Source organism: Hymenobacter sp. FMD4, assembly GCF_058932745.1.
In genome coordinates this window covers 189,780-213,549 of sequence record NZ_JBZYWH010000001.1, presented here as the reverse complement: position 1 = coordinate 213,549, position 23,770 = coordinate 189,780, and the positions used below count along the sequence as shown (strand labels likewise).

Below are 23,770 nucleotides of genomic sequence, written 5' to 3'. Positions count from 1 at the left end.
TTTGTGGCATCTGTGAGTAGAGTCAAGCTCGCAAAGAAGAGTGTTTAGCAACACAAAGAGGCTTCTGACTCAATCCTCTTCCTAGTGTTGGTGGCGGGACCGTATGACTAGGTTGCGAGAAAATGTTGGCGGTTCTGTTCCGCGAATTCGCGGAAACTGCGCGGCCCGCGGCTTGTCAGATGCTTTACGTTGGATGAGACTTCCGCCGCGTAGCCCGCTCGCCCGATGGCGTTCAGTTCCATCATGCTATCCACCATCCATTGTGGAGCACCCTGCATGCTTTGGCGGGCTGCCTCCTCAGGCACATTTACGTACTGCACAGGGTGGCCCAACACTTCGCTGAGGGTGCTGGCTACCTCGGCTACGCCAATGGCTTGCGGGCCGGTAAGGGCGTAGGCTTGGCCGTGGTGCTGGGCCGGGTCGGCAGTAAGGATAGCGGCGGCGGTTTCGGCAATATCGAAGACGTCGATGTAGCTGATCTGGCCTTCGCCCAAGGGCATATAAATAGCCCCTTGCTCCCGGATAGAGTCGCCTTGGTAGTTGAGAAAGTTCTGCATGAAGCTGTTAGGCCGCAGGATGACGTAGCTCAGCCCACTCTGCGCGAGGTATTCCTCCACCTCGCGGTGCCAGCGGCCCAATTGAATGCCCGGTTCCGCATCGGCACCCATGGCCGAGAGCCGAACCACTTGCTTGACGCCGGCAGCTTTGGCCGCATCGATGAGTTGCCGGCCCATGGCTACCTGTGCATCAGAAAACGGCGTGATGAGGAACACGCGGTCGACGCCGGTAAAGGCTACGGGTAGGGTTTCGGGCCGCTCGAAGTCAATCTCGACAAGCTGCACTTCGAGGTTGAATTGCCGGAGCCGGTCGCCTTTGATGATGGAGTGCACGGCGGCACGTACGTTCACGGCCCGGTTCAGCAGAACGTGCACCAGCTCGGAGCCAACGGTGCCGGTGGCACCGGTTATCAGAATGGTTTCGGGCATGAAGGTGTAGGGTAGAGGGATAGAAAAGAAAGGGCAGTAGTGAACTACCAAGTTGCCGGACACATTGTTCGGATGCGCGACTAGCGGCTGGCGGTTTTATCGTTGCGCGAGGCCTTGTATATCTTGCCCTTCTCGTTGCTGACGACGAAGTCATCGTCGTTGAGAAATACCAGCGCTTCGGCCTGGCCGCTGGAAGGCAGCGGCAGGCAGCTTTTGGCGCCGTCAAATAGCTTGGCGCCGGGCTTCGTCTCGATCAGGTACACGTGGCCGTAACCCAGCAGCGCCAGGGTGCGGCCGTCGGGGCTCATATCGGCCGCCGTAATCCAGGTATTGATGCGGATGCTATCGGCCAGGCGGGCTACGTAGTCGCCGGGTTTGGCGGGTAAGTGGTATTCCTTCACCCAGTTGCCCTTACCGCGGTTTTTGGTGAACAGGTACAAGCTGTCGTTGCGGTAAAAAAAGGCTTCGCAATCGAAATTGCGCATGGGCTTTTTAGGCGGAAAAGCGCGCTGATCGGGGTAACGGAAGTGAATGGTGTCGACTTGGGTGAACTGCGGACCGCTAAGGCGATAAATGCGCAGGTCGCGGCGTTTGTTGGCATTGTTGCCGAAGTCGCCAATGTACAGGTGGCCGCGCTGCCGGTCCTGCGCCAGGTCTTCCCAGTCCACATTGGAGGCCCCGCGTACGGGGTGCGTGCGCAGTAGGTCGCCTTGAGGCGTGACGAGGTACAGCCAGGTGGTGTTGCCACCGTCGCCGTGCGTCCACAGGTCGCCTTCCGGCGAAGCCACCGCCAGGCCGGAGCTTTCCACTACCTCGTTTTTGTGCAGGCGCCCCACGGTGCGCACCGTGTATTCCTTGCTGACGCGTTCAAAGCTGCCCCGGTTATCGTCCTTGGTGCAGCCGCACAGCACGGAGTACATAAAAACCGCTAGCGGGACCAGTTTGTCGCGTAGTATAAACAACATAGTAATTTGTGAGATTCGAAGGAGGCCCTTGAAATGGCGTGCCGTTTTGGTCTCTCACCTACGAAAAGGCAGCTTTTTTGGTCGATTTGTCTATAATATTCGTTTGTATTTCACCAGGTTACGGTAAATTAGGAGGATAAACCCTTCTGCGTGAGCCTACTTACCCTGCCGATTGCGCTACTCAGCCTAGCGCCCGACTCGACTCGTGTTCCTGACTCTACCACCGTTTTTGCCCCGGCGCCGAGGGCCATTATAGCGCCCGCACGGCCCCGTTTGGCGCCACGCATACTGGTGCCGGCTGCTTTGTTCGGCTACGGGTTGCTCACTAAGAACACTCAGAATTATCAGAGCACCATCAACGCCGAAATGCGCGAGGAGCTGCGCGAAGAATTTCCGCAGTTTCGGACCCGAATTGATGACTACACGCGGCACGCTCCACTGGTAGCAGCTTACTTGCTGCCGCTGACCGGGGTGAAAGGCCAGTACAAAGCCGTCGATTTCAGCCTGATTTACCTAGGTGGCCACCTGCTGAACAGTACCCTTACCAGACAGCTGAAGCGCATCGGTAACGTAAGCCGGCCCGATAACTTCGCCGACCGCAGCTCGTTTCCCTCGGCCCACACCAGCCAGGCCTTTTTCACCGCCACCTTGCTGCATGAGCAATACCGCCACCAGAGCGCGTGGATCAGTGTAGGGGGATATGCCGTTGCCACGGCCACCGGTGCCATGCGCATGCTCAACGACCGGCATTGGCTGGCCGATGTGGCGGCTGGCGCGGGCATTGGTATTTTTTCCGCCGAAGTGGCGTGGCGGGTGTACCCGTGGCTCCAACAGCGCATAAAGGCGCCTTTCGCTAAGAAAATCATGGTAATGCCTTTGGTAGGGCCGCGCACAGCAGGCCTGTCGGTTTCGCTGCGACCAGGACTGGGCAAAAATTAGGTAGCAGGACCGGGCACCTCGGGCTTAGCTTATGAAGGCAACAACACGCTGGCAGGTCCTAAAAACGCAGATAAGGCAATAGTTTCTGGTACGTGGGCTCGTCCAGCACCCGAATCTGTCGCAAGTCGGTGGGCTGGCGGAAAGGGCCGTGCTGTTGCCGGTAAGCCACCACGATGCGCGCTAGGCGTTTGCCCATGTAAGGGTGTTGGCTGATTTGCTCGAACGCGCCGTTGTTCAGGTCTAATGGAGTCGGTTGGTAAGCCGGCGTTACGAAGGTGTATTTACGCAGGCTGTCCACTAGGTCAGGCGCATCGCGCAGGCTGTAGATTTCAGCTACCTGATCCAGCCGGATGAAGCCGCCCAGCCGCTCGCGGTATTCCACCACCCGCGCCGAAAGCTTGCGCCCGACGCCCCGAATCTGCATGAGTTGAGTGGTATCGGCGGTATTTAGGTCAAACGGCTGAAGGTTGCGCGGCTTGCGCGGGTAGCGCGGTGCTGGGTCAGGTCCGACGCCAGACTTATCGGTGCCGAAACCACCGGTATGCTCGGGGTAGCGGCTAGCGTAGGCCGCTTTATCGCGTGCCGGTAACTGATCGGGTAGCAAGAGATAAGGCGCCAGGCGCTGGTAGGTGCTGTCGTCTAAGCCATAAGCTTTGCGCAGTTGTTCTTTGGCCCGGAAGCCCCCGATGGACGCGCGGTACTTGACCAAGCGTTTGGCCAGAAAATGCGGCAGTCCGCGGGCTTGCCAACCGGCTTCGTCCACGGTATTTGGATCGAAAGGTGCCAATGCGATGCGCTCCACGCGGGCATAGGCCGGGCGCGAGGTCGTGAACCGTCGTGGGGCACTGGTAGGACGAACGGCGGCTAGTTCGCTCGCTATTTGGTCTAGTTGCTGACGGTCGGTGGTCGGGTCGTAGTGGGGAAGCGCCGGACGCAGGAGTTGCGGGGCAGCCAGCAAAGCGACCAGTAGTATTAGCAGCAACGCAAAGCCGTTGGTTTCGGCCCGCGAAAAGCCAAAGTGACGACGAATAAAGCGCCGTATGGGATTGATAAAGGACATCGTAACCTAACTAACTACACAAATTGAGCGCAAAAGCTACAACGATTCACGCAGAGGCTTGCTGCGCTGATGTAAAAAAGCGGAGCCACGTGCATACCGTAGCGACGCGGCCCAGCATAGGTGACTTTATTGTCTGAAGTTGTTCAATGACTGAACCTACCGGAGTACTTAGCTTCAGGGCTGACCACGTAAATGCTCTAAAACCTTACTGCCGCAATCAGGTGAACCAGGAGCGAACCTTAGCGCTTAGTCACGGTAATTGAGGGCCGGCGCTCGGTCACCGAGCAGCGGTTGGTAACGGTAAGTGCCTACGGCTTGGCGAAACTCATCCTGAGCCTGTCGCCGCAGCGCGGGCGTGGTGAATAAGTCTACGGCGGTCAGCGCCATGGTTTTGGCTGCTACCAGCATGCCTTTGGTACCGATTTCGGTACCGCCGCAGGCTACCGCCTGCCAGCTGTGCGCCGGTGTGCCTGGCACCCAGGTAGCAGCTTCTAGCCCCACGGTGGGCACGGCGTAGCTTACGTCGCCCACGTCGGTGCTGCCGCCGCCCTCGTGCATGGTGTAAGGACCAATTTGGGCCGCCGCCGTCAATGGTGGAGCCGCAAACCCCAGCGACGCCTGGATTTGTTTACCAAAGGCTAGCTCCGGCTCGGCGTAGCGCACCCCGCCTACTCGCTCCAGGTTCTGTTGCAGGGCACGGGCTAGGGTCTGGTTGAGCAACAAGTCATGAGTGCCCCCGATCAGCTCGTAATCCATGGTGGTGCCTGTGCCTAAGGCCGCACCCTCGGCTGCTTTCACCACGCGTTCAAAAATGGCTTTGACTTCGTCCTTCTTGGGGTGGCGCACATAGTAGTACACCTCAGCAAAGTCCGGTACCACGTTTGGAGCCTTGCCGCCACCGGTAATGACATAGTGAATGCGCGTTTCCTGGGGCACGTGTTCGCGCAACATGTTCACCATGGTGTTCATGGCCTCCACGCCGTCGAGGGCGCTGCGGCCGCGCTCCGGCGCCATGGCTGCGTGCGCCGACACGCCGCGGAAGCGGAATTTTGCCGAGGTATTGGCCAGGTAATTATTGAGCATGGTGCGGTTCTCATTGGCCGGGTGCCAGTGAATCACGGCGTCTACGCCTTTAAACAGCCCAGCCCGCACCATGTACACCTTGCCGCTGCCGCCTTCTTCGGCTGGGGTACCGTAAACTTTCAGCGTGCCTTTTAGCTTACCGGCGGCCAGCTGTTTTTTCAGCTCGATGCCTGCGGCCACGCTCGCCGCCCCGAACAAGTGGTGCCCACAGCCGTGGCCCGCGTCTTGCCCCACCACAGGTTGTCGGGTAGGTGTAGCCTGTTGCGAAAGCCCCGGCAAAGCGTCAAACTCGGCCAAGATTCCGATGACGGGCTCGCCACTCCCATATGTGGCCACGAAAGCAGTGGGCATGCCCGCTACGCCGGCCTCCACACTGAATCCGTTGTCGCGAAGCTGTTGCTGCAGCAAAGCGGAGCTGCGCGTTTCCTTGTAGCCTACCTCAGCAAAATTCCAGATTTGCAGCGCAACGTCGCGCATCGTGGGGTAAGCGGCGTCCAGGTTTTTGACGACCTGGCTTTTTAGCGCATTGGAGGAAGCCGGAGTAGTATGGGGGGCCGGAGCCGCGCCCAATAAAAACCCGCAGAGCAGTAAACTGAGAACAGAGTGGCGCATATAAGAACGGTAAAGCAAAGCGGCTGGCTAAGCTAATCGTTGTGGCGCAACTCTCGGCATGATCTTACTCCCTAAGGGCCTGTGCTAAGACAGGTCGGAACAAAGACCCTGTTTAGTCAGTGTCGTAGGTGCGACCACAGGAACGCTTTGGAGGTAGCACGGAACGGATTGCCGCGCTACGGACTAGCGCGGGAGTTGATGGACACTTACGCCAGTCGGCGTGAGACTATACAGAAACTGCTCGCCCACTAATACCTGCGTCGCATCGGCAGAGGGGAGCGGTATGGTTCGCTCTTTCAGCGCGTAGAGATGGAAGAAGTGCAGTTGCCCGTCCTTCACGTAGTATAACTCATCGCCGCGAAAGCCGATCCAATTTAGGCCCGTGAAGGGCAGCTTTTTCCGGTAGTTGCCGAGGTTATCGAATACCCACACGCCGGATGTGCGGTCGACCAGATAAAGATTGTTTTGGTACTCGCGCAGAAACCGAAAATCGGGCTTTGTTCGGCCAAGTAGCAGGTCCAGCGGGGTGCTGACGGCGTAGCGCTGCTGCTGTCCGCGGCCGAGCTGATTGAGCGTGAGGTTGCTTTCGTTGAGCAGCCAAATATTTTCGTCGGGCGCCAGGGTGGCCACGCGAACCAGGCCGCCGTCGTTGGTCAGCTCATTGAGGCGCGTAGCCCCGATGGGCGCCATAAACCGGTCGAGTAGCTGTAGCTCCTGCCGATCGTCGTAGAAGATGAGAATCTTGGTGGTGTTCCAGGCTTCTATCTGCGCCGTGTGGCCCGGCAGCGGCGGCGAGTACACGGCCAGCGGCTGGCCATCGGGCGCAAATTGCCTGAGATTGTTCTGCGCGTCGGTCACGTACAGGTTGCCTTTGCGGTCGAGCGAAGCGGGGCCGGGCTTGGGAAGCGTGAGCGTGCGCACCAGCGTGAGGCCGGCGGCATCGGTGGAGGGCACAGTTGGGGTTGGCTGGCCGGCCGGGCGCACGGCTGCCGGCGCCGAGGGCGGCGTGGTGGCCGTCTGGGCCGCGGCGCTGGGCGTCAACAGCAAAACTGCCGCGGCAGCTGCTAGGCAGGCGTTAGCCCTTAAAGTGCTCCAAAGACAAGTTGTGGCCATCGTAAACCCCGTACGTGCAATAATTGACCCATTCGCCGAGGTTGACGTAGCGGCTGTGCTGGCCTACTGGTACGTTGAGCGGCAGGTGGCGGTGACCAAACACGTAATAGTCGTGGTGAAAACGCTGTTCCAGTTCGCGGCAGTACACCAGCAGCCACTCTTCGTCGCCGAGGTAAATCTCGTCTTTGGCCGTGTTGCTGATGCGCGAGCGACGGCTCCAGGCGTTGGCAATGCCGATGCCTACGTTCGGGTGAATCCGTGCAAACAGCCACTGAGCTACCGGCGAAGCAAACACCCGCTTCAGCATTTTGTACGTGTAATCCTTCGGCCCTAGCCCGTCGCCGTGGGCGAGGTGAAAGCGGTGCGGACCAATATTCAAGCTTACCGGGTGGCGCAGCACCGGAATGCCCAGCTCCTGCGTGAAGTAGCCAAACATCCACATGTCGTGGTTGCCGGTGAAGAAGGTTACGGGCAGGCCAGCGTCGGTCAACTCCGCGAGCTTACCCTGCAGCCGGATAAAGCCGCGCGGAATGGCGTGGCGGTACTCAAACCAGAAATCGAAAATGTCGCCGACGAGGTAAATGGCGGCGGCATCCTGTGCCACATGGTCGAGCCAGCGTACGATGCGCCGCTCCCGCTCGCGGGAGCTGTTCAGGTCGGGGGCGCCAAGGTGAAAGTCGGAAGCAAAGTACACCCGGCGGCCCGGCTCCAGGCGGACGGCGGGCAATTCAGGCAGCGGAGAGGTCATCCAGTAAAAACAACGTGATGCTGCGCGGGCCGTGCGCGCCCAGCACCAAGGTCTTCTCGATGTCAGCGGTGCGGCTGGGGCCCGTAGCCAGCGAAATCATGGAAGGCAGCTTGTCGGCGCCGTACTTGCTTTGCAGCAGCTGAAGGGCGTCGCCGATGTCGGCCACCACTTGCGAAGCGCGGGCAAACACAAACTGCTGATCGGGGTAAATGCTCAGGCGCCGGCCGCTGGCCGTGGCGGCCGTGAGCACCACCGAGCCGGTGCGCGCCACCAGTGCGTCGCAAGAGGTCAGGCCGGCGTCGGCGTGGGCAATAAAGTCGGTTTCGTCGCCGGTGTGCACGATGCCCGCCGTGTGCAGCAGCTTCTTCAGCTCCGGTTCCCACACGTACAGGTGCTCGATGTTGCGCTCCTTCTTATGGGCGTAGAGCAGGTCGAAGAAGTGGTCTTCGGTGGCGCAGTAATAGAAGGTGCCGCCCACCCGCACGAAGCTCTCGGCGAACTGCACCACCAAGTCATCGGGCGGAACCGAAAACAGCGGGGCCGTGAAGTTGGGCACGGCGGGCTGGTGCGGGCTGGGCTGCTGCAAGGCTTCGCGCACCCGCCGCAGAATGATGTCGCGAGAGGATTCGGGCATATGCAAAGCTAATCAGGGATTTTTGCGGATCGGATGGATTACGCGGATTTCGTGGACTACCATACGGCTGGTAGATTCTACATTCGCTTTAATTGTACCATTAACTATGCAACCAGCCAATCTGCTTCACATTCATTCTTTGAGTACCCAGTGGTCAGATAAAGACAATGTAATGCTGCACGCCTGCTTTCAGTTGCTGACAGACTGCATCGAGAAGGAAGATTTATTGAACCACTGCGATTGGGAGGCCGACAATCGTCAGGGCGTAAAAGCCGAGTTGCAGGCTCTGTACCACTGGTGGCAGGCGCGCGTCCGTAGAGACCAGCAGGAAGGCGTGGATTGGATATGGACGCCGAGTCAGTTTGAGGAAGACAATACTATGCTGATTCGCTTGGTAAAAGTGCGGGGGCACTTATGGACGTAGTGGTTTGCCCATGAGCCACCATATCACCGCCATCATTACCGCCGAACTCGTCGACCGAAAGCAAGCCGCAGTTTATGAATTGCCGTGCTTCGAAGAAAGTGGCTTCGCCATCATCGGCCTGCACGCTCTCCACCGCGACTACTGGGCTGAAAGGCTAGGCATTGCGCACCGTAACTACTCTGACATTCTCTTCAATAACGACGTCACGCGTTACTTGGCCCAAGCACTTGGCCTCTGCCGCTACGCCCTCATCAGCACCAACTACTTCGGCGCCGCTGGTACGCAGTATGCAGCCGTGTACGAAGCCGATCAAGTGCTGATGCCTGTCACCAGTGTGACATAAATTCAGCGCTACGGCTACTAGGCGTGCGGCATGGACTGCTGACCGACGAGTTCGATACTATTAACCTAGGTCAATACCGCCAGTTCGACGACTATTTCGAGCGGTATTACAATTGAACTAACCTTTACCAAGGAACCGAGAACAAGCTGCGGCTCCAACCTAAGGTTGGAGCCGCAGCTTGTTTTTAATCGTCTACAAAATTCGCGGAATTCGATAAGTCCGCAGAAATCCGTGGTCTATTTACCCATCACCTTAAACTCCGTTCGGCGGTTCAGGGCCTGACCTTGCTTGGTGGTGTTCGGGGCTACCGGCTGCGTATCGCCATAACCAGCCGAGGTGAGGCGGGCAGCGGCTACGCCCTTGCTGGTGAGGTAATCCACCACGGCCTTAGCACGGCGCTGCGACAGGTCCTGGTTATAAGCGGCTTTGCCGACGTTGTCGGTGTGGCCCGAAATTTCGATGCGCAGTGCGGGGTACTCCGTCGTCATCAGCTGCACGAGGCGCTCCAGCTCGGCGGTGCTTTCCTTACGCAGCGTGGCTTTGTCGAAGTCGAAGAAGATGTTGTTCAGCACCACTTTGGCGCCCACATCCAGCTTCTTGAGCGGAATGTCCTTCACCACTTCGGAGTAGGCTGCGCCGGTGGGTAGGTCGAAGTTTTCGGAGTGGAAGAGGTAGCCGTCCTTGCGCACCACGATGCCGTAGTTCACGCCTGAGGGCAACGACACGAGGTAGCGGCCCGAACTGGCGTTGCTCTTAAACGAGGCAATGGTCTGGTTCAGGTTGTTGTCGACGAGGTCGATGGTCGCGTCGAGCGGCTGCTTGGAGTCGGCATCGGTCACCACGCCTTTCAGGATGGTCACCTGGGCCGAGGCGATGGGCACGGCGGGCGCAAGCAGCGTCTGGCGTACGGGCGCCGCGCGCGAGGCTAGCAAAGGCTCTTCAGCTGTGAGCACCGGCGGCTTTTCGGCCCCCAGGAAGGTCACCATGTAAATGTCGCGGGAGCCCTGCGAGTCGTCGCGAGAGGAAGCGTAGTAGCCGTGGCGGCCCGAGGCCGACAGCACGAAGAACACGTCGTCGTCGGGGGTGTTGATGGGCCAGCCCAGATTTTCGGGCTTGCTCCACTGTCCGTTCTGCCACACCGACTTGAATATGTCAAAGCCGCCCATGGAGTTGTGACCCTGCGACGAGAAGTAGATGGTCTTGCCGTCGGGGTGCACGAAGATGCCGTCCTCGTCGTAGAGCGTGTTGATGACCGAGCCGAGGTTTTCGGCCTTTCCCTTGCCTTCGATGTCGAGGCGCCAGATATCGTGGCCGCCGCGGCTGCCCTCGCCGCCGTTGCTCACGAAGTACAGCATGCGGCCGTTGGGCGCGTACGCCGCCGACGGCTCATGCGTCTGCCCACCATTAATGCGGCGGCCCAGCGAAGAAGGCTTGCGCCAGTTGGTGCCCTGCAGATCGGCTTCGTGCAGGTCTCCGGCGCCGTCCTCTACGTAGGTAATGAGTTTCTGGCCGTCGGGGGAGAGGGCCACCACGGCGTCGTGGCCCTTGGTGTTCACCGTTTCGCCCAAGTTTTTGGCCGGCTGCCACTTGCCATCGGCACCTTTCACCGACTGCCATATGTCTTCAAAATAGCCGCCGCTCTCTGGGTCCTTTTCACCGCCCACGCCGCCTTCGCGGCGCGAGGTGAAGAGCATTACCGATTCGTCGGCCGTGATGACCGGGCCATACTCGGGGTAAGGCGTGTTGATGGCCGTGCCCACGTTGTCGATGAACGTGCGCACGGGAGCCTTCTGCAGCGCCATGCCCGACTCACATTCCTGGATTTTCTTCCGGATGTCGTTTTGCAGCCCAGAGGCATTCTTCGTGCCGGCAGCGGGCATGGCTGCCTTGTACTCGGCAATGGCTTCTTCCCACCGAGCATTCAGGTGCAGGCCGCGACCCAGCATAAAGCGGATGCGCGCATCCACCACGGGGTCGAGCTGATACGCTTTCTGCAGGTAGGGGAGGGCCTTTGACTTATAGGTAGAGCCCAAGTAGCAGGCCCCGATCTTGAAGTTGAGCAGGGCGTTGTTGGGGTTGAGCTGCTGTGCCGCCAGGTAGTGCGGCAGCGCCTGCTCGTAGCGCGGTGGGTCTGACTGGAACCACTCGTCGCCGGCTTTAAGCTCTTTCAGAGCTGTCTTGAGCCCGTCTTTATTGTTGCTAAACTGGTCTTTGGTAAACTCCACGCTTTGCGCCACTGCGGGGAGCGTGAAGAGCAAAGCGGCCGCAAGGCCCAGGATGTAACGAAGCTTGTGCATCGGTTCAATCAAAATAAGAGCCTCGTTTACTGGCAGCCCGCGGCAGCCGCGTAGCTGTTGGCCGATTCAATTCCCATGTCGGCGGCTTTGCGCCAATCCTGGCAGGCGTTGGGGTCGCGCAGCATTTCGCGGGCGTGGCCGCGGTTGAGGTAGGCTTCAGCCAGCTGCGGATTGATTTGCAGGGCACTGCTCGCGTCGGCGGCGGCGGCTTTGTAGTCTTCCAGCTTGAGGTAAGCAGCAGCGCGGTTGTTCAGCGCTAGGGCGTAATCAGCTTTTAGTTTCAGGGCCTGCGTGAGGTCTTCCACGGCACCTTTGTAGTCCTTGGCGTCGTAGCGGGCGGTAGCACGGCCGAGGTAGCCCACGGGGTCGTCGTTGCGGCGGCGGAGGTACTCAGAATAGTCGGCTAGGGCACCTTGCACGTCTTTCTGCAGGCGCTTGGTGGCAGCTCGGTTCAGCAAGGCCACGTACAGCTCAGGGTTGTGCCGCAAGGCCTCGGTGTAATCCTGCACAGCGGCGGTGTGGTTACCCAGCTGGCGCTGCGTGCTGGCGCGGTCGTGCCAGGCGTACGCGTACTTCGGGTCGATGCGGGTGGCCTGCGTGAAGTCGCTCAGCGCTGCTTGGTATTCGCCGCGCTCGAAGCGCAGCGCGCCGCGGTCGTACCAGGCGGCAGCATAGTCGGGCTTGAGCTCGGTTACTTTGGCGAAGTCCTGCTCGGCTTCGCTGTTCTGCCCTTGGGCTTGGCGGGCTTGGGCGCGGCCGTACCAAGCGGTGAAGCTTGTAGGCTCCAAACGAATGGCCTCGTTGTAGTCCTGCACGGCTGGGGCGTATTGCTTTAACTCGTAGCGGGTGGCGGCGCGGTTGTAGTAAGCCTTAGCGAAGTCGTTTTTGGCGGACAGGGCTTTATCGAAGTCCGCTAGCGCCGACTGGTAGCTCTTATTATTGAACTTCGCCACGCCGCTATTGTAATATTTCTCGGCTTGCTGAGCGGGCGGCAGCGTGGAGGCACGCACGGTATCGGTTTGAGCCTGGGCGCTAAAGCCCGCTAAAAGCCCTCCAATTAGAAATAAGTATTGTTTCATCGACGGCTAAAACTCCATGGTCAAGGGCGGAGCTAGTCGAAAGATATTGCATTTTCCCGTAGCCTCTAGTTTTTGGGCTCTACTTCCTGCAGGGCAGCTTGTAGGAGTGCGGCCCTTTCCGCGTCCTCAGTGCCAATGAATTGGGCCCGCCTGGCCCGGCGGTACCAGTAGCCGGCATTGGCCAAGTCGCCTTCACGACGGTGTAGGTAAGCGTGGAGCCAGTTGGCCAGCGGATTGGTTTCGTCGGCTTGCGCTAGTTCGTGCGCGGCATGCCAATCACCGCGGTGCTCGTGCCAGAGGGCGCGCAGCAGCGGTGGTCATCAGCGTAGCGGCAAATTCGGCTTCGGTCATTGGATCAAAAGAGATGGATACGGGTGAAACAAAACTTATCGCCCCATGCCAATGGTTATACACGCGACTCAGCCAGCCGCGGTTTGCGTAGCTTTGCAGCACGGCAGGCCGGGCTCCGGCTTTGCATTAGATTTCTGTACCCCCAATTCCTTGTCAACCATGGCAATGTACCCCGAATACATGGTGGCCCCCATCCGCCAAGACCTCACCGAGGCTGGCTTCGAGCAACTGATGACGCCCGAAGAAGTGGATGCCGCCCTAACCCCCCAAGCCGGCACCGTGCTGGTGGCCGTCAACTCGGTATGCGGCTGCGCCGCTGCCAAGGCCCGTCCGGCCCTCAAAATGGCGCTGTCGAGCTCCGATAAGAGGCCTGCCAAACTCGTAACAGTATTTGCCGGCATGGAAACCGAAGCTGTAGCCAAGGTGCGCGAGCATATGCTGCCGTACCCGCCCTCGTCCCCCAGCATTGCCTTGTTCAAAGACGGCGAGCTGGTACACATGATCGAGCGTTACCACATCGAAGGCAACGACCTGATGCGCATCGTGGATAACCTTCAGGGCGCTTTCGCCGAATACTGCTAATAGTAAAAGTTTTTCATGCACTGAAAAGGCCCGCCGCTCTTGCTGCGGGCCTTTTTACGTAAATGTAGCTACCGCCGAAGTGCATATTCTAGCATCACTACACCGTCATCATAGCGCGTCACTTGCTCTAGTTTGAGGCTCTGGGGCGGTGGCTGATTTAGTAGTTTGATGCCGCGGCCAAGAAAAACAGGGATGATGGCCAGCATCAGCCGGTTAATCAGTCCAGCTTGGTTGAATGAGTCGATCAGCGCGGCGCCGCCCACCAACCAAGTGCGGCCTTCGGGCAGCTGCGCCCCCAGTTCCTGTACCGCATCGGGCCAGAGCCAGATGCGCGGGTCGGCTGAGGTAGGCAGTGGGCGTTTGGTGCACACGTAGGTATCCAAGCCTTTGTAGGGCCACTCAGGCATATCGAAGCCCAGCACCTGCTCGTAGGTGCGGGACCCCATCACCACCGCCTTTAGGCTCTGTACAAAGGCACCGTAGCCGTAATCCTGGCCCGATTGCTCAAAAGGTTTCAAAAACTCCACGCTGCCACTCTCGTCGGCAATAAAGCCATCGAGCGAAGTGGCGATGTACAATACCGTTTCTCGCATGGCTTTAAGGTAATAATTGTCCGGAGCGCAACGGCCTCCACGTGGGTATAAAAAAACGCCCGCAGCCGAAGCCGCGGGCGTCTCAAGACCTGTCTGAACCCGTAGCCTAGTTGGCTACCTCGCTCAAGAACTTGATCCGCATCAGGCGCAAGTCCTCCTCCGTGTAATCATCCGTGCCGAGCTCCTTCAGCGCCACCGCGATGTTGTCGGTCTGCGACTGCATGAAATACTCGTAAATCTCGTCTTGCCGGTCGTAGTCCAGCACCGAGTCGATGTAATAATCAAGGTTGAGCTTGGTGCCGGAGTAGCAAATGTGCTCGATTTCCTCAATCAGCTCGCGCATGTCGATGCCCTTCGAGGAAGCAATTTCCTCCAGGTCCATTTTCTTGTCAATCTGTTGAATGATGTAAATCTTGATTTTCGACTTATTAACGGCCGACTTCACCACCACGTCCGCCGCCGTCACAATGTCGTTTTCGGCGACGTACTTCTTGATCAGCTCCAGGAACGGTGCCCCAAACTTCTGCGCTTTGCCTTGGCCCACGCCCGATACGTGGGCTAGGTCTTCCATCTTCGTGGGGAAGGTGGTGGCCATTTCCTTCAGCGAAGGATCTTGGAACAGCACGTAGGGAGGCAGATTCTTCTGCGTAGCCAGCTTCTTGCGCAGGGCCTTCAGCATGTCGAACAAGGCTGCATCGTGCCCGGCGGCCTGCTGAACTTCCTCTTTTTGCTCTTCCTGCTGTACCTCCTCCTCGTAGTTATGATCCTTCGAGAACTTGATGCTGTGCGGCTCAATCAGGAATTGCTCGCCTTTCTCGCAAATACGCACGACGCCGAAGTTCTCGATGTCTTTGCCCAGCATTTCCCCAATCATGCATTGGCGCAGCACCGAGTGCCAGAACGCAATGTCCTGATCGGCGCCCTTGCCGTACACTGGTAGCTTATCGTGGCCGTAGCTTTCGATGTGCGGGTTCATCATGCCAGTGAGCACCGCCGTCAGGTGCTCAATGCCGAAGCGCTGCTCGGTTTGTACCACGGCTTGCAGGGCCAGTTTCACGTACTCCTTGGCCTCAAACTTTTCGCGCGGGTGGCGGCAGTTGTCGCAGAAGCCGCAGTCCTTGCCGTACGTCTCGCCGAAGTAATGCAGCAGCTGGCGCCGGCGGCACACCGCCGAATCGGCGTAGTTAGCCATTTCCTGCAGCAGCAGCTTGGAGTTGTCGCGCTCGGTTACCGGTTTGTCCTTGTTGAACTTCTCCAGCTTCACGATGTCGTCGTAGCTGTAGAACATCAGGCAGTGACCGTCCAGGCCGTCGCGGCCGGCACGGCCGGTTTCCTGGTAGTAGCCCTCGATGGACTTCGGCGTGTCGTAGTGAATCACGAAACGCACGTCCGGCTTGTCGATGCCCATGCCGAAGGCGATGGTGGCCACAATCACGTCACAGTCCTCTTTCAGAAAGGCATCCTGATTGTGCATGCGCGTTTGCGGGTCGAGGCCGGCGTGGTAGGGCAGGGCGCGCACGTCGTTCACGCGCAGCAGTTCCGCTATTTCCTCTACCTTTTTGCGACTCAGGCAATACACAATGCCGGCCTGGCCTTTCATCGTTTTTACAAACTGGATGAGGGCCTTCTTGGTCTGGTGCTTCGGCCGAACCTCGTAATATAGATTGGTGCGGTTGAACGACGATTTGAACACCGAAGCGTCGTCCATCTGCAGGTTTTTCTGGATATCCAGCTGCACCTTCGGGGTGGCCGTGGCTGTCAGGGCAATGATGGGCACGTCAACGCCCAGATCATCAATAATGCCCCGGATGCGGCGGTATTCCGGCCGGAAATCGTGGCCCCACTCCGAAATACAGTGCGCCTCGTCGATGGCCACAAATGAAATCTGAGCCTTCTGCAGAAAGTCCAGCGTTTCTTCTTTGGTCAGTGATTCCGGCGCCACGTACAGCAGCTTCACCTGCCCGTTGATGACGTCGCGCTTTACCTTATTGGCCTCGGTCTTCGTCAGCGTGGAGTTCATCACCTGCGCGTTTACCCCAAACGCGTTCAGCTGATCGACCTGATTTTTCATCAGGGCAATGAGCGGCGAAATGACAATGGCAGTGCCCGGTAGCACCAGAGCCGGAAGCTGGTAACACAGGGACTTACCAGCGCCCGTAGGCATAATCACGAAGGTGTTGTGGCCCTCGATAACGTTCTGGATAATGGCCTCCTGGGTGCCGCGGAACTGACCGTAGCCAAAAACTTCCTTTAACTTGGCTTTCAAATCAGCCCCCACGGGCTTGGCAGCCTTTCTTACGGGAGCCGCAAGTTCTGCTGTATTTGCTGCTTCTGACATCGTTCTTCCTCGCTGAGCAAAGGGGTAATCCGGCGAAAACTACGTACGGGCTTATCTGCTCAATCTAGACAAATTTAGATTGAAACCGTTGACTGACGTCAATACCATCGGAAAAAATGTGCTTCTGCAAGAAGCAGAGGCCATTCGGGGTGTAGCTGAAGCTATTACCCAAACCGGAGATTTCCAAGAATGTGTGCGGCGGATACTTGGTATTCATGGCCGAGTGGTCGTTACGGGTATTGGTAAGAGCGCTCATATTGCCGGCAAAATGGTGGCAACGCTAAACTCCACCGGCACGCCCTCTTTATTCATGCACGCTGCCGATGCCATTCACGGCGACTTGGGCATGATTCAGGAAGGCGACTTTGTTATCTGCATCAGCAAAAGCGGCGACACCCCCGAAATTAAGGTGCTCGTGCCGCTGCTTCGTCGCAAACAAGTGCCCATGGCTGCTTTGGTGAGCAACCGTACTTCCTACCTCGCCCAGCAGGCTGATTACATCCTGCACGCCCCCGTCGACCGGGAAGCCTGCCCGCACAACCTAGCACCTACCACTAGCACTACGGCCGCCCTTGCCTTGGGCGACGCACTGGCGGTGGCGTTACTTGAATCACGCGGATTTACTTCCCGCGACTTTGCCCACTTGCATCCCGGTGGCACTCTCGGCAAAAAGCTTTACCTCAAAGTAGGTGACCTGAGCCGGCAGAACCAAGCTCCACAGGTACTGAATAACGCCGGTCTGCGCGAAATAATTCTGGAAATATCGGGTAAACGTTTGGGCGCAACAGCCGTATTGGACGGCGCTGGCGTGCTGCTGGGTATCATCACTGATGGTGACCTGCGCCGCATGCTCACCAACTTTGCCCCTGAAGTGCTCGGCGAATTACAAGCCCAAGCCATTATGACGCCTAAACCCGTGACAATCGAGGTCGATGAATTTGCTGCCGAAGCGCTGGCCCGTATGCAGGCCCGCAACATCACCCAATTGGTGGTGACGGAGCAAGGCCGCTTCCAGGGTTTCATTCACCTGCATGATTTGTTGCGCGAAGGGTTGGTATAATCGAATTGCTAACTTAGTTCAGCTCAAGTGCCCCACGCCGGCTTGGCCGGCCCATTTCCGCCTTTGCTACCTTTGTCTTAATGAATCAGAATACTTACCTCGTGGTAATGGCCGGCGGCATTGGCAGCCGGTTTTGGCCGTTCAGCCGTACCAACAATCCCAAACAGTTTCACGACGTGCTGGGCGTGGGCAAATCAATGCTGCGGCTCACGGTCGACCGGTTCGAGGGCATTTGCCCACCAGAAAACGTGTTTGTGGTAACCAATCGGGATTATACCGAACTGGTACAGCAACACCTGCCGGAACTGCAGCCCGACCAGATTCTTGGTGAGCCTATCGGGCGCAATACGGCGCCGTGCATTGCCTACGCCAGCTACCGCATTGCACAACGCGACCCCAACGCCGTCATCATTGTGACGCCGGCCGACCATGCCGTGCTGAAAGAAGATATATTTCAGGATGTTATCCGGCAAGCGGTAGATGCTGCTCGTCAAAACGACGTGCTGATCACGCTGGGTATTCAGCCTTCACGCCCCGATACCGGCTACGGTTACATTCAGTTCATCGACGATCAGAGCCTAGGCAATACCAACCTGCGTAAGGTGAAAACCTTCACCGAGAAGCCTAATCTGGAGTTGGCGCAGATGTTTGTTGACAGCGGCGACTTCTTGTGGAATTCCGGCCTGTTTGTGTGGCGTGCCGATGTAATTGTACACGCCTTCCATCAGTACCTGGGCGATATTGCCGAGGTGTTCGATGAAGGCGCCGAGCAGCTCGGCACGCCAGAGGAAAACCGTTTTGTTGACGAGGCGTATTCCCGCTGCCGCAACATCAGCATCGACTACGGTGTGATGGAAAAGGCCGATAACGTGTTCGTACTGCCCGCCGACTTTGGCTGGAGTGACCTGGGTACCTGGGACTCGCTGCACCGCATGGGCCGCCGCGACGAGCAGAACAACGTTATCGACGGCGACGCCATCCTGTACGATACCAAAGAGTGCGTTATCAAAACACCCTCGGAGCGCTTGGTGGTGGTGCAGGGACTTGAAGGCTACATCGTAGCTGAATACGATAACGTGCTGCTGATCTGCAAGCGCACGGAAGAGCAGCGCGTAAAGGACTTTGTAGCGGACGTCAAATCGAAAAAAGGCGCAGGCTATAATTAAGTTGTAGCGGTAACACGTCACAGGTTTTACTGTTACCCGACGCTTGTTTTACTATTCCAAGAAAAAGGCCGGCTGCTCAATTGAGCAGCCGGCCTTTTTCTTGGATTGGCGCGTTGAGGGTCACTAGGTAGAGCCAAGGGCTGGACAGGTCTTGCTTAGCAGCACAGTCCTGTTACTTGTCACCCGTCACCAAACGCTGACGCAGCACTTCGTAGAGCAAAATACCGCTAGCCACCGATACGTTCAGAGAACCGATCTGACCGATCATCGGAATGCGAATGCGTGCGTCGGATAGTTCCTGCAGCTCGGGGCTGATGCCGTCTTCTTCGCTGCCCATTACTACCACCAGCGGACCCGTCATGTCAATGGGCGCTTGTTCCAAACTGGCGTCGCCTTTCTCGGTACAAGCGACAATCTGCAGGCCTGAATCGTGCAGGCGGCGCAGCGTGGCGTGCAGGTTCGATTCACGGCATACGGGCACTCTGGTAAGGGCGCCAGCAGAGGTTTTTAGGGCATCGCCGTTCATTTGAGCTGCCCCGTGAGTGGGCACCACAATGGCATCGACGCCAAGGCACTCGGCTGAGCGGGCGATGGCGCCAAAGTTGCGCACATCAGTAATGCGGTCAAGCACCAAGATGAGCGGGCTCTTGCCCTGTTCGAACAGGCTCGGCAGAATGTTATCCAGCGGAGCATAATCGATGGGGGACAGGAACGCTACCGCACCCTGGTGATTTTTGCGCGTGAGGTTGTCCAGTTTCTCATTGGGCACCAGCGAAATGGGCGTGGCCGCTGCGCGAGCCAGCGCGCTGATGTCACTTACCAAGGTGTTTTTGGCCCCTTTGAGCAGATAGATTTTCTCCAGGGTCTTGCCAGCCTGCAGCGCCTCCATTATGGGGCGCAGGCCGAAAATCATATCGATGCTGCGGTCTTGGGCGCGCGGCGGATATTTCTTAAAGTCGGGGCGACGCTCATTCAGCGGCCGGCCCGAGGGGCGGGGGCGTTCTTGCCTGTTCTCCATTGCTGCACAGCACGCATCCAGAGCCATTCGTACTCAGGCTTACGCACCAGTTCGTAATAATCAGGGGCAAAGGTACTCGGTTTAGCGCGGAACGTATAAGCTGCTCGTCGTTCGGTGCCTTCATATTCCCAGCGTTCCGAGTTGGCGGAACGTTCCACGCGGTCGGGAGGACCGAGCACGGTGTAGAGTAGACCACGGTCGGTCATCCAGCCGGGCTTGTGAGCTGTGAAAAGGCGGTTAGCCGCTTCCACCCGGCCGTAAAAATCCCGAATAAGCACCCGGGCCACGCTCTGTTGGTTGTTGGCCACGTGTAGCCAGAACTCATCGATGGCTCGTTTAGGGACCTCAGCTTGTCGCATTCGTTCCCGCTCAGCAGAAGTGCTTAGGTAACGCAGGGGCTCGATCAACTCAGATACGGTGGATACCTCCGGAAAAGTGCCAGCTTCTACCAGCACGCCCAAGGGCGGAGTATCTCCCAGCTGGAGGGTGTACAAGCCCGGTTCTGCAAATCGGATGGGTTGATCGGCTGGTATTTCTTGCACTACTTCAGCTTTCAGGCTTCGCGCGTTGCGGGGCTGCATTCCCGGATCGGTGTGGGGCGGAAGGGCAGGCGTAAATTCGGCTGGAAACTGACGCAGCGTCACGGTGGGGGTAGTGGTGGAACTGCTCAGTCTTACCAGCTCGCCCACGCGCAGGTAACGGCGCAGCAGCGGTCGGTCAGCGCTGTCAGTCAAAATAAAAGGCCGGGCTCGTAGGGCTGCAGTCAGGGAAAGCCAAGCCGTAGCTTCGGGGGCATTGCTGATTGATTCGTTGGAACCCACGGCCAGCACATTAGTGGCCGCCAGTGGCGCCAGTGGTACACAGAAACTGACCACCACATCATTACCACGGCTGGTTTGGCCGAAAACCCCGAGGTTTTCGTGCCAGTTGGGCTGCCTGGCTTCGTAGCTGCCCCAGCTCACCACGTGTAACGGCTGATCGGCCCGGGGAGAGGTGCCAGCCGGAAAACGTACGTACAGCCGTAAACTGTCGCCTTCGCGCCGGGCATCCATGCTGGGGCGGTTGGGCTGGTACTGACCGGCAAAGTCTAGCCGCCACGGGCTGGGCATGCGCTGAGCTAGGACCGAGCCCGCAACAACAAGGTGAAAAAGAAGCAGCAACAAACGCGTCATCATTGTAGATAACGTTGGGGCCGTGAAAAAAGCTACGTCTGAACTTAAAGCAATAGAACTAAACGAAACCGGCCCCGCAATCCTGCGGGGCCGGTTGAAGAAAAGCGCGTTATGCAGAGTTTATCCTTGCGGGTAGTACTGCTGCAGCAGCTGTAGCGCCTTGGTAGCGCGGGCCCGGTCACCAATTTCTTCGGCGGCGCGGTACACACTCTGCAACGTGAGCAGGTTCAACTGCACTTCCAAGTCAAAAAGACTGGCTTCGGGCGCGGTGGTGTAGTAAGCTAGGGCTTGCTGGGCGCGGTTGGTCATGGTATCCATGATTTCGTTGGCCTTCTGCGTCTCGCCTACTTTCGCCAGCGGTACCACGAACTGCGGCACGTAGTAGTCGTAGGGGATGCTCTTGTCGGGCATCACCTTGAAGCAGTAGTTCATTACCTCCTTGGCTTTGGCTAGGTCGCCGGCATCCACGTAGGCCTGGGCCAAACGGTAGAATTTGTCGCGGTAGTTGGCCGGGAAGCGCAGGTTGTTCTCATCGTAGAAGATGTCGGCGCGGTCGAGGTTGCGGAAGGCAAAGCGCTTCATCATGATGTCATACATCAGATCCTTCTGCACGTAGCCTTCAGCATTGCCACGCGGATCAAAGTTCGGGTCGCGGATGGGCAGGATGCGGTAGGCTAAGCCTTCCAGCTGGAAGTAGGGCTGCAGGTTCATAAAGTCCTGCGTGTTTACCGTGGATGAGAAGTAGATCGGACGCTGCCAGTTATTGGTAGCCAGCATGTCCAGAATCACCAAGTTTTTCTTCTCGATGGCGCTGCTGCCCATGTTCCACTCCATGCGCGAAACGAGCTGGCCCCGGCGCTCTGCCGGTACAATGCCCAGCTTTTCCACCGCCGCGGTATCAATGGGCAATACAAACTTGCGCGTGGGGAAGGAAAGCAACGCGCGGCCGCTTTGCGTCTGCACCTGCAGCAGCGGCGAATTTTGTTTCACAAGCTGCAAAAACTCACCTAAGTTCACCTGGCTTACCGACGGATTCTCGACATACGGGAGGTAGTCGTTGGTGCCCTGCCGGTAAGTAGCGTTATTCATCGAGATGGGCAGCGGTTGCGACTCGTAAGAGCGCCGCTTCATCTGGTCGATGTACCAATCGGTATTTAGGTAGCTGAGCACGGCTACACGTACATCTGTGCGTACGCCTTCCACTTCCTGAGCGTACCAAAGCGGGAAGGTGTCGTTGTCGCCGTTGGTGAACAGAATGGCGTTCGGCTGCAGCGAATTCAGCAGGTTCTTGGCCGAATCTACCGAGTTGTAGCGGTCAGAACGGTCGTGGTCGTCCCAGCCTTCGGCAGCCAGCAGGGCGGGCGCCAGCAAGCCCACACTCAGTGCTACGCCACCGCGCAGGCCTTCGGATTTCAGTACCGAGCGCAGCAATTCAGCCAAGCCAAGCACGCCTAGGCCAATCCAGATGGCAAAGGCATAAGTAGCCCCGGTGAACGTGTAGTCCCGTTCGCGCGGCTCGATGGGCGGCTGGTTCAGGTACACCACAATGGCCAGGCCCGTGAACAAGAACAGCAGCCCCACCACCAAGGCATTACGGCCGTCGCGGCGCACGTGGAAGAATAGGCCAGCGAGGCCCATCAACAGCGGAACAGCAAAGAAATTATTGCGGGCCTTGCTTTCCGCAATGCGCTCCGGGAGGCCGTTTTTGTTGCTACCCAGGGGCCAAAGCACGCCGGACTGCTGCACATCGGAATAACGCCCTACGAAGTTCCAGCCGAAATAGCGCCAGAACATATGGCCCATCTGGTAGCGAAACAGAAACCCAAGGTTTTGTCCCATGGTTGGGCGGGCATCTTCCCGAATATCGACCCACTTTCTATACTGCTGAATGTGGCCGGGGTCGGGCGAGTACAGGCGCGGCAGCAGCATCTTGTCGGCATCGGCGTAGATGGTTTCCAGGCGATGCTCGGCTACCACGTATTTGTCGCCGCTGCGCACGTAGCGCGGAGCACCTTCCTTCTGATCGATGGGCTGGGCGTTGAACTGCGGGCCGTAAAGCAACGGACGGTCGCCGTATTGCTCACGCTTCAGGTAGCTTACAAACGACAGCACATCGTTGGGCGTGTTCTCGTTGATGGTGGGCAGGAAGGATGAGCGAATTGGGATGATCAGGTACGAGGTGTAGCCAATCAGAATGAATACAAGGCTGAGCAGCGCTGTGTTAAGCAGGCGGTTGCCGGTACGGAAGGAGTACCGGAAGCCAAACCAGATCAGCCCGATGAACAGAATCAGGAAGAAGATTACGCCCGAGTTGAAGGGTAAGCCAAAGGAATTGACGAAAAACACTTCCATGCTGCCGGCCAAAGTAGGCAGGCCGGGAATGATACCCACTAGGATCAGCCCGACGATAATGCTGCTAATAACGAGCGTAATCAAGCCGCCCATCCAGTTCGGCTGCGCCGTGCGGCGGAAGTAGTAGATCAGGCCCAGGGCCGGAATGGCCAGCAGGTTGAGTAAGTGCACCCCGATGCTGAGGCCCATTACATAGGCAATCAGAATCAGCCACTTATCGGAATCGGCCTCATCGGCGCGGTTTTCCCACTTCAGCATCAGCCACACCACCGCAGCCGTGCACAACGACGACATGGCGTAAACCTCGGCTTCCACGGCATTGAACCAGAACGAATCCGAGAACGTCAGCGCCAGAGCCCCTACCACGCCGCTGCCTAGAATGAGCAGCGTTTGGCCGGAGGTAGGCTCCAGGTTGCGGTCGTCGTGCATGCCGGGGCGGTGCATGACCAGCTTCTTGGCCAGCATGGTGATGGTCCAGAACAAGAACAGCACCGTGAACGAGCTGCTCAAGGCTGACAACGCATTGACCAGTACCGCAACCTTCGTTACGTCGCCGAAGGAAAACAGGGAAAACAAGCGGCCTAGTAGCAGGAACGTAGGAGCACCGGGCGGGTGGGGAACGAGCAGCTTATAGGAGCAGGCAATGAACTCGCCGCAGTCCCAGAAACTTGCTGTGGGCTCAAGCGTGAGCAGATAGGTAACGGTGGCAATGGCGAAAACCAGCCAGCCCACCAGGTTATTCAAACGCGAGTAACGCTGCATAGAGGGATGTTCAGGAATGTCAAAAGTAGGCATAAAAGCGGCACCTGCCCAGCCCAATACAGCTTATAGACCTGGGAGTGCAGTTGGGCAAAG

General features: G+C 58.1%; 20 protein-coding genes. 6 read left to right on the top strand and 14 right to left on the bottom strand.

Annotated elements, in window-relative coordinates:
* Nucleotides 1-107: 107 nt before the first annotated feature.
* Nucleotides 108-986, bottom strand: coding sequence for an SDR family oxidoreductase (locus AC5FXY_RS00880; RefSeq protein WP_493554740.1), 879 nt, complete (start codon nt 984-986; stop codon nt 108-110).
* An 80-nt stretch (nt 987-1,066) separates the two neighbouring features.
* Nucleotides 1,067-1,951, bottom strand: coding sequence for a hypothetical protein (locus tag AC5FXY_RS00875; RefSeq protein WP_493554739.1), 885 nt, complete (start codon nt 1,949-1,951; stop codon nt 1,067-1,069).
* 150 nt (nt 1,952-2,101) lie between these two features.
* On the opposite strand from AC5FXY_RS00875, the gene AC5FXY_RS00870 reads away from it, so the two are divergent.
* A complete protein-coding gene (locus tag AC5FXY_RS00870; protein WP_493554738.1) occupies nt 2,102-2,890 on the top strand; it encodes a phosphatase PAP2 family protein in 789 nt (262 codons plus the stop codon).
* A 58-nt stretch (nt 2,891-2,948) separates the two neighbouring features.
* Here AC5FXY_RS00870 and AC5FXY_RS00865 read toward each other — a convergent pair whose 3' ends face one another.
* The 5 genes from AC5FXY_RS00865 to AC5FXY_RS00845 all read right to left on the bottom strand — a co-directional run bounded on the left by AC5FXY_RS00865 (nt 2,949) and on the right by AC5FXY_RS00845 (nt 8,140).
* Nucleotides 2,949-3,950: a ComEA family DNA-binding protein gene (locus AC5FXY_RS00865; protein WP_493554737.1), complete on the bottom strand. Its 1,002-nt coding sequence runs from the start codon at nt 3,948-3,950 to the stop codon at nt 2,949-2,951.
* 246 nt (nt 3,951-4,196) lie between these two features.
* Nucleotides 4,197-5,645, bottom strand: coding sequence for an amidohydrolase (locus AC5FXY_RS00860; RefSeq protein WP_493554736.1), 1,449 nt, complete (start codon nt 5,643-5,645; stop codon nt 4,197-4,199).
* 183 nt (nt 5,646-5,828) lie between these two features.
* Nucleotides 5,829-6,686 (bottom strand): hypothetical protein, encoded by an 858-nt coding sequence (locus AC5FXY_RS00855; RefSeq protein WP_493554735.1) that lies wholly within the window; start codon nt 6,684-6,686, stop codon nt 5,829-5,831.
* 34 nt (nt 6,687-6,720) lie between these two features.
* Nucleotides 6,721-7,506: a UDP-2,3-diacylglucosamine diphosphatase gene (locus AC5FXY_RS00850; RefSeq protein WP_493554734.1), complete on the bottom strand. Its 786-nt coding sequence runs from the start codon at nt 7,504-7,506 to the stop codon at nt 6,721-6,723.
* Nucleotides 7,487-8,140: a LutC/YkgG family protein gene (locus tag AC5FXY_RS00845; protein WP_493554733.1), complete on the bottom strand. Its 654-nt coding sequence runs from the start codon at nt 8,138-8,140 to the stop codon at nt 7,487-7,489. The genes AC5FXY_RS00850 and AC5FXY_RS00845 overlap by 20 nt, the downstream gene beginning before the upstream one ends.
* Before the next feature lie 139 nt (nt 8,141-8,279).
* Between AC5FXY_RS00845 and AC5FXY_RS00840 the strand changes: the two genes are divergently transcribed.
* Together AC5FXY_RS00840 and AC5FXY_RS00835 are read left to right on the top strand one after the other, a co-directional pair.
* Nucleotides 8,280-8,564: a hypothetical protein gene (locus AC5FXY_RS00840; RefSeq protein ID WP_493554732.1), complete on the top strand. Its 285-nt coding sequence runs from the start codon at nt 8,280-8,282 to the stop codon at nt 8,562-8,564.
* A 10-nt stretch (nt 8,565-8,574) separates the two neighbouring features.
* Nucleotides 8,575-8,907: a hypothetical protein gene (locus AC5FXY_RS00835; protein WP_493554731.1), complete on the top strand. Its 333-nt coding sequence runs from the start codon at nt 8,575-8,577 to the stop codon at nt 8,905-8,907.
* A 236-nt stretch (nt 8,908-9,143) separates the two neighbouring features.
* On the opposite strand, the gene AC5FXY_RS00830 is transcribed toward AC5FXY_RS00835, so the two are convergent.
* Both AC5FXY_RS00830 and AC5FXY_RS00825 read right to left on the bottom strand, forming a co-directional pair.
* Nucleotides 9,144-11,204: an OmpA family protein gene (locus AC5FXY_RS00830; RefSeq protein WP_493554730.1), complete on the bottom strand. Its 2,061-nt coding sequence runs from the start codon at nt 11,202-11,204 to the stop codon at nt 9,144-9,146.
* A gap of 26 nt (nt 11,205-11,230) precedes the next feature.
* A complete protein-coding gene (locus tag AC5FXY_RS00825) occupies nt 11,231-12,283 on the bottom strand; it encodes a tetratricopeptide repeat protein (RefSeq protein ID WP_493554729.1) in 1,053 nt (350 codons plus the stop codon).
* A 516-nt stretch (nt 12,284-12,799) separates the two neighbouring features.
* Here AC5FXY_RS00825 and AC5FXY_RS00820 point away from each other — a divergent pair.
* Nucleotides 12,800-13,216 carry a BrxA/BrxB family bacilliredoxin gene (locus tag AC5FXY_RS00820; protein ID WP_493554949.1) on the top strand — a complete coding sequence of 139 codons (417 nt, stop codon included), beginning with the start codon at nt 12,800-12,802 and terminating at the stop codon, nt 13,214-13,216.
* A gap of 68 nt (nt 13,217-13,284) precedes the next feature.
* On the opposite strand, the gene AC5FXY_RS00815 is transcribed toward AC5FXY_RS00820, so the two are convergent.
* Together AC5FXY_RS00815 and recQ are read right to left on the bottom strand one after the other, a co-directional pair.
* Nucleotides 13,285-13,809: a dihydrofolate reductase family protein gene (locus tag AC5FXY_RS00815; protein ID WP_493554728.1), complete on the bottom strand. Its 525-nt coding sequence runs from the start codon at nt 13,807-13,809 to the stop codon at nt 13,285-13,287.
* A gap of 106 nt (nt 13,810-13,915) precedes the next feature.
* Nucleotides 13,916-16,147, bottom strand: coding sequence for a DNA helicase RecQ (gene recQ / locus AC5FXY_RS00810; RefSeq protein WP_493554727.1), 2,232 nt, complete (start codon nt 16,145-16,147; stop codon nt 13,916-13,918).
* A gap of 79 nt (nt 16,148-16,226) precedes the next feature.
* Between recQ and AC5FXY_RS00805 the strand changes: the two genes are divergently transcribed.
* Both AC5FXY_RS00805 and AC5FXY_RS00800 read left to right on the top strand, forming a co-directional pair.
* On the top strand, nt 16,227-17,207 hold the full coding sequence (locus tag AC5FXY_RS00805; protein WP_493554726.1) for a KpsF/GutQ family sugar-phosphate isomerase: 981 nt from the start codon (nt 16,227-16,229) through the stop codon (nt 17,205-17,207).
* 80 nt (nt 17,208-17,287) lie between these two features.
* Entirely contained in the window at nt 17,288-18,373 is a 1,086-nt protein-coding gene (locus AC5FXY_RS00800) for a mannose-1-phosphate guanylyltransferase (RefSeq protein WP_493554725.1), read from the top strand.
* 172 nt (nt 18,374-18,545) lie between these two features.
* Here the strand turns inward: AC5FXY_RS00800 and rlmB are convergent, their stop codons facing one another.
* The 3 genes from rlmB to AC5FXY_RS00785 all read right to left on the bottom strand — a co-directional run bounded on the left by rlmB (nt 18,546) and on the right by AC5FXY_RS00785 (nt 23,677).
* Nucleotides 18,546-19,391 (bottom strand): 23S rRNA (guanosine(2251)-2'-O)-methyltransferase RlmB, encoded by an 846-nt coding sequence (gene rlmB, locus AC5FXY_RS00795; protein ID WP_493554724.1) that lies wholly within the window; start codon nt 19,389-19,391, stop codon nt 18,546-18,548.
* Complete coding sequence (locus AC5FXY_RS00790) at nt 19,346-20,566, bottom strand: GWxTD domain-containing protein (RefSeq protein ID WP_493554723.1); 1,221 nt, start codon at nt 20,564-20,566, stop codon at nt 19,346-19,348. Before AC5FXY_RS00790 ends, rlmB begins: the two co-directional genes overlap by 46 nt.
* A 117-nt stretch (nt 20,567-20,683) precedes the next feature.
* Nucleotides 20,684-23,677, bottom strand: coding sequence for a glycosyltransferase family 117 protein (locus AC5FXY_RS00785; RefSeq protein ID WP_493554722.1), 2,994 nt, complete (start codon nt 23,675-23,677; stop codon nt 20,684-20,686).
* Nucleotides 23,678-23,770 lie beyond the last annotated feature (93 nt).

Excerpts from the sequence above, each read along its gene's own strand:
- AC5FXY_RS00860 (WP_493554736.1), bottom strand. The coding sequence starts at position 5,645 with ATGCGCCACTCTGTTCTCAGTTTACTGCTCTGCGGGTTTTTATTGGGC.
- AC5FXY_RS00830 (WP_493554730.1), bottom strand. The coding sequence starts at position 11,204 with ATGCACAAGCTTCGTTACATCCTGGGCCTTGCGGCCGCTTTGCTCTTC.
- AC5FXY_RS00815 (WP_493554728.1), bottom strand. The coding sequence starts at position 13,809 with ATGCGAGAAACGGTATTGTACATCGCCACTTCGCTCGATGGCTTTATT.
- AC5FXY_RS00835 (WP_493554731.1), top strand. The coding sequence starts at position 8,575 with ATGAGCCACCATATCACCGCCATCATTACCGCCGAACTCGTCGACCGA.
- AC5FXY_RS00790 (WP_493554723.1), bottom strand. The coding sequence starts at position 20,566 with ATGATGACGCGTTTGTTGCTGCTTCTTTTTCACCTTGTTGTTGCGGGC.
- AC5FXY_RS00845 (WP_493554733.1), bottom strand. The coding sequence starts at position 8,140 with ATGCCCGAATCCTCTCGCGACATCATTCTGCGGCGGGTGCGCGAAGCC.
- AC5FXY_RS00880 (WP_493554740.1), bottom strand. The coding sequence starts at position 986 with ATGCCCGAAACCATTCTGATAACCGGTGCCACCGGCACCGTTGGCTCC.
- AC5FXY_RS00800 (WP_493554725.1), top strand. The coding sequence starts at position 17,288 with ATGAATCAGAATACTTACCTCGTGGTAATGGCCGGCGGCATTGGCAGC.
- AC5FXY_RS00825 (WP_493554729.1), bottom strand. The coding sequence starts at position 12,283 with ATGAAACAATACTTATTTCTAATTGGAGGGCTTTTAGCGGGCTTTAGC.
- AC5FXY_RS00820 (WP_493554949.1), top strand. The coding sequence starts at position 12,800 with ATGTACCCCGAATACATGGTGGCCCCCATCCGCCAAGACCTCACCGAG.
- AC5FXY_RS00875 (WP_493554739.1), bottom strand. The coding sequence starts at position 1,951 with ATGTTGTTTATACTACGCGACAAACTGGTCCCGCTAGCGGTTTTTATG.
- AC5FXY_RS00865 (WP_493554737.1), bottom strand. The coding sequence starts at position 3,950 with ATGTCCTTTATCAATCCCATACGGCGCTTTATTCGTCGTCACTTTGGC.
- AC5FXY_RS00850 (WP_493554734.1), bottom strand. The coding sequence starts at position 7,506 with ATGACCTCTCCGCTGCCTGAATTGCCCGCCGTCCGCCTGGAGCCGGGC.
- AC5FXY_RS00785 (WP_493554722.1), bottom strand. The coding sequence starts at position 23,677 with ATGCAGCGTTACTCGCGTTTGAATAACCTGGTGGGCTGGCTGGTTTTC.
- rlmB (WP_493554724.1), bottom strand. The coding sequence starts at position 19,391 with ATGGAGAACAGGCAAGAACGCCCCCGCCCCTCGGGCCGGCCGCTGAAT.
- recQ (WP_493554727.1), bottom strand. The coding sequence starts at position 16,147 with ATGTCAGAAGCAGCAAATACAGCAGAACTTGCGGCTCCCGTAAGAAAG.